Raw genomic sequence first — 4,663 nt, 5'->3', positions numbered from 1 at the left:
TCAAATCTGGTATTCTGAAGGGGGAAATGCGTCGGTGGTAACGAAAACCCTCGACCAGAAGATAGACCATAATCTGCCGTACCGCATTTCATCGATCAGCCCCATCAGCGAACTGACGGTCAATGAAGCGACTGATATCGTTGTGTGCATGCAGGATATCTTTACAAATCCCGTCGACAATCTTCGCGAGGCCGATGAAAACCGGCTGAATCAGGCAGAAAAGATCCGGTTTACGTGCTCTCCGGACGATGCCGGATTCTTTAACGGAATGACGTATGTCACCGATTTTTCAGAACCTGTGGATGCATCCGGCACGATATCCGTGGAATTCAGGGCATCCCGGCAGGTTGGAACGAACATCATTCTCATTGACCCGGCACAGGCAGTCCCGTCCCGCTGGCTGGCCATCCCCGTTATCGGCGATTCTCAACCCGTTTCGATAAGCGTCTCCGTACAGCCGGGTTTGGGCAATCCTCCCTTTATCCCAGCCGACGGGAAAAGCCTCTTTTTCCTGACGTACCTGCTGGAGGACCGGTACGGGAATCCTTCGGGCAATACTACGGTCACTATCACGCCGTCGGATACGGGTGTCGCGGAAACGCTTCGCACCAATTCGGACGGTCAGATCAGGGTCACGTTCGGGCCGCGCGATACGACAGGCGTAATCGAAATTACGGCGCGGTCGGATGTGAACGCGAGCGTCGTGTCGCACCAGAGTCTCGAGTTTGTGAGCACCGATCCCACCGACATGCTGCTGACGGCAAGCCCGCAGGTAATGCCCTCCCATGATGTGGATGCGGGTCTCGTCTCGCAGTTGCGGGCAAAAGTCCTGGACCAGAAAGGCAATCCCGTGCAAAATCAAGTTGTAACATTCCAAATCCTGAATCAGGTCAATGATTCCGCACAGATCAGCCCTCCCTCGCTTGTTTCAACCACCGCCAGCACAAACCAGAACGGATATGCCATTGTGAATTTCATACCCGGCACGTTCGAGACCGACTGGCAGAAGGCACATTATGACGAAACGGCGGAAGCATCGTGTGATATCCTGGCAATCTGGAATACCACCTCACGAACCGTGGCGCTTGAGTGGAAGAATTTCCCCTACCTCAGTGTCGAAACGGAGGTTGATCCCGAAACCGTTGCAGTCAATGAAACCGTTGACGTGACGGTCCGGCTTGTCGGAAACGGGTGGGCGCTGCAGCCTGATCCCATCGATGTCATGCTCTGTATTGACCGGTCCGGAAGCATGCTGGAGGATTATCCCGACCGGATGGTGTCGACCATGAATGCCGCCAAGATTTTTAACGGGGAGATGTCTCCTGCTCGTGACCAGGTCGGCCTCGTATCGTTCGGCAATTATGGCTATACCGATATATTCTCGTATTATTACAAGTACTGGGCCGGGAAAGACTCCACCTCATATGACGACTGGAGCTATGTCAGCAGTTACTATGCCGGCAATCCCACAAATTATGGGGGATACGCCACGCTTGACCTGCCGCTGAGCTATGACCATACGGTCGTGGATGCCGCGATCACCTCGCTGGTCCCGAACGGCGGCACACCCATGCGGTACGGCCTGTACGAGGCGGGCAAGGAGCTGATCGCCAATTCAAATCCGGGTGCGGTCAAAGCGGTTATTCTGCTCACCGACGGTGACTGGAACACCGGCGGCGATCCGCAGGGCGGGTACGGCGTCACCTCCTTCCCCGAAACGGGGACGGGCAGTGTCATCACCTGGATAAAGAACAACAATATCAGAATCTATACGATCCGGCTGGGGAGCTCCGGCAATGAGGCCGATCTTCAGGCATATGCGGCAGAGTCCAACGGTACCTACTACCACGCCCCTACGGGTGACGACCTTGCGGCGATCTATACGGAGATCGCCGGCGATCTGAAGACCGCAGCGGGTGTCGACACGAGCATGGACATCATGTTTGACGGCATCGAGATCAACAATGTATCCTACGCCGGTGATGCGGCCGACATCGTAGAGTACGTCTACCAGGTCGGAGACTCGACAACCATCGAGAGCTGGAATTTCACGCACACTATCATCCCCCTGACATCAAAAGACCAGAGGGCGGACTGGAACGCCTGCCGGAGCCTTAATTTCACCGTGGATGATATCGGGACCATCCGGCTGAACCAGACATGGGAAGCGCATTTCCTGCTGCGGGTGCTCCAGGGAGGCAATATCAATATATTCGGCCCGGATTCGCTGATCAGCTTCGACAACGGAGCAGGCACCCTGGCGCTCCCCGATACATTCATTACCGCCGTGCCGAACCTGAACGCGACGGGAATAGATTTCATGTCCCTCTCCCTCGAGAATTTCGAGAGCCCCAACCGCGATACGTTTGTCGATACTCTCCAGCTCACATGGGACCTGAATTATACCGGCCAATTCGACGTGACCCAGTCCCTCTGGTATCAGCGTGTCGGTGACCCCACCGCTGTCAGATTCAAGCAAATCGTTGCGGTGAATCCGATCCCGATTCCGGCAGCATATGCAACTTCTCTCGACTGCCGGAATCTCAATCCCGGAGAGTACCTGATCTGGATTACTGCAAAAGCCCCGGATGCACCGGACGACAGGGCCGACATTGCCGGTGCCATCAGGATCGGGAACAGCGGCGGAGCATTCATCCGGATAGAATAACCATTTTTTTCGCGGGCACTGCCGAATCATAATGCATTCTGCAGGTACAATCCGGCAGATTCTCACACATCTTCCGAACAGTGCCGCCGTACGGATCCAGCGGGAATCGAACCCGCGTCCTTGGGTTCGAAGCCCAAGAGGATATCCTCTACCCTATGGATCCACCCCAAACATTCGTATGATAATGTATTAAGCATTTTCCCGCCGATAATTGTACAGAATGATCCTCGCAGCAGCAGAAACCGGCCGGCGTATCCGCGCGGGTGATCTCGTGATACGCCCCTATGCAGCAGAGTGCCAGCAGCCGGCATCGTATGATCTCCGTGCCGCGGAGGACACGACACTCAGACGGGGAGGGTGCACGCTCGTCCACAGTTGCGAATGGGTGGAGCTTCCTGCGGACATCGCCGGAACCCTCCGGTGCCGTTCCTCATTCGGGAGGCGTGGTGTCCTCATCGGCGGTGGATTCGTGGATCCGGGCTTCCGCGGTCAGCTGACGCTCTGTCTTGTCAATATGGGGGATGCGGACGTGCCCGTGATTGCGGGTGAACGAGTGGTGCAGCTGATCCTGCATGCGGTGAAAGGGGGTGACCGGCTCTATGACGGACGGTATCAGGACAGTACAGGGGCCGTGAATGCACGATGACATTTGACAGATCTGAACGAAAATACATTGAAATTCTCAGGATTCTCAAGGAGCACCGGGATCCTGTCGGTGCCAAGCGTCTTTCCGAACTCATGTCGGAGCGGGGTTTCGTGCTCTCCGACCGTGCAGTCCAGTACTACCTGCAGTATCTCGACGAGATGGGATTTACCCATAAGGTAGGGAACCGCGGGCGGATTCTGACGCAGATCGGGAAGGCCGAGACCGAGCATGCCCTTGTCGACGAGCGCATCGGATTCATCATCTCCAAACTCGAACGCCTTGCGTTCAGGAGCACCTATGACCCGGTTACAGGGACCGGGGATGTTGCCTATAACCTCTCAATCGTTCCCGACGATCAGGTCGTGGGCGTCGCAAAGGCCTTCGACGAGGTGGTGAAAGCGGGCATGGGCTTTTCCTCCTCGTACCGTATTATCGACCGGGATCCGCGGGTACCGCCGGGATACACGGGTTTTTTGACAGTCTGCAGTATCACCCTCGACGGCGTGCTCCAGTCCTACGGCATCCCGGTGAAAATGGCATTTGGCGGAACCCTGTCCCTCCGGAATTTCCAGCCTGCCGTATTTGAGGATCTTATCGGGTACCGGGGAACGACCGTCGACCCTCTGCAGCTTTTCATCACTGCCGGTCTCACGTCGGTCGGCAGGATTATCGAGACCGGCACCGGGACGGCACTCGCGAACATTCGCGAAGTTCCGGTATCGGCCCGGTCGAGGGTGGAAGATATTGCGGAATCGATGCGGGAGGCGGGATTCATATTCCCCGTAACGATGGGGACGAAGGTCTTCAACCTCACGGAGCATCCCTACCGCCTCGCGATTGTGGCGTTTTCCGGGATGAATTTAATTGCACGCAGCATCGAAGCCGGCTATTCCGTCAGGACCGAAATCGGGGCGGGAAATATCCCGTTCTCAAAAGTAACCGAATAAAAGAGATCAGGTGATCCAGAAGAGGTCCTCTCCCTCCTCTTCCTTTTCAGGCATGGATTTACGCGTTTGAGACGTATCGCCCTCCGGAATCAGATTAATCCGGCGTTTTCCCGGATCGGCCTCCCGTGGTTTGACGGGCGATGACTGCAGGCTTTTCTCCGCGTTTTTCAGCATGTCGTCGATAGCACCCCCGGTGGTTCGGCGCATCCGAATCCGTTCATCGGCAGAAATGGTTTCGTGAGTTTTTTTCCCTGATGATGCGACACGGACCTTTTCGTCATCCGTGATGATTTCACGAATTTTTTTCCCGGCCGATGCAACATGGACACGTTCCGCATCGATGATCCCGTCCTTGGGCCTTTTTCCTGTCGGAGAGATCCTGACGCGTTCCGCGTCAATGAT

General features: G+C 55.9%; 3 protein-coding genes, 1 tRNA gene and 1 pseudogene. 3 read left to right on the top strand and 2 right to left on the bottom strand.

Features of this window, described 5'->3' with window-relative positions; all coding sequences use genetic code 11:
- The first annotated feature begins 34 nt into the window (after positions 1 to 34).
- Complete coding sequence (locus APR53_04560) at positions 35 to 2,668, top strand: hypothetical protein (GenBank protein ID KQC03890.1); 2,634 nt, start codon at positions 35 to 37, stop codon at positions 2,666 to 2,668.
- A gap of 91 nt (positions 2,669 to 2,759) precedes the next feature.
- On the opposite strand, the gene APR53_04555 is transcribed toward APR53_04560, so the two are convergent.
- Positions 2,760 to 2,831: transfer RNA gene (locus tag APR53_04555), tRNA-Arg, on the bottom strand.
- 57 nt (positions 2,832 to 2,888) lie between these two features.
- Here APR53_04555 and APR53_04550 point away from each other — a divergent pair.
- Positions 2,889 to 3,314, top strand: a complete 426-nt coding sequence (locus APR53_04550) for a deoxycytidine triphosphate deaminase (GenBank protein ID KQC03889.1) — start codon at positions 2,889 to 2,891, stop codon at positions 3,312 to 3,314.
- Positions 3,311 to 4,261 carry a hypothetical protein gene (locus APR53_04545; GenBank protein ID KQC03888.1) on the top strand — a complete coding sequence of 317 codons (951 nt, stop codon included), beginning with the start codon at positions 3,311 to 3,313 and terminating at the stop codon, positions 4,259 to 4,261. The genes APR53_04550 and APR53_04545 overlap by 4 nt, the downstream gene beginning before the upstream one ends.
- A gap of 6 nt (positions 4,262 to 4,267) precedes the next feature.
- Here the strand turns inward: APR53_04545 and APR53_04540 are convergent.
- A pseudogene (locus tag APR53_04540) lies at positions 4,268 to 4,663 on the bottom strand.

Source organism: Methanoculleus sp. SDB (genome assembly GCA_001412355.1).
GTDB lineage: Archaea > Halobacteriota > Methanomicrobia > Methanomicrobiales > Methanomicrobiaceae > LKUD01.
Note: the sequence above shows the minus strand (reverse complement) of the source record. Positions and strands in the feature narration are given on the sequence as shown.

Excerpts from the sequence above, each read along its gene's own strand:
- APR53_04545 (KQC03888.1), top strand. The coding sequence starts at position 3,311 with ATGACATTTGACAGATCTGAACGAAAATACATTGAAATTCTCAGGATT.
- APR53_04550 (KQC03889.1), top strand. The coding sequence starts at position 2,889 with ATGATCCTCGCAGCAGCAGAAACCGGCCGGCGTATCCGCGCGGGTGAT.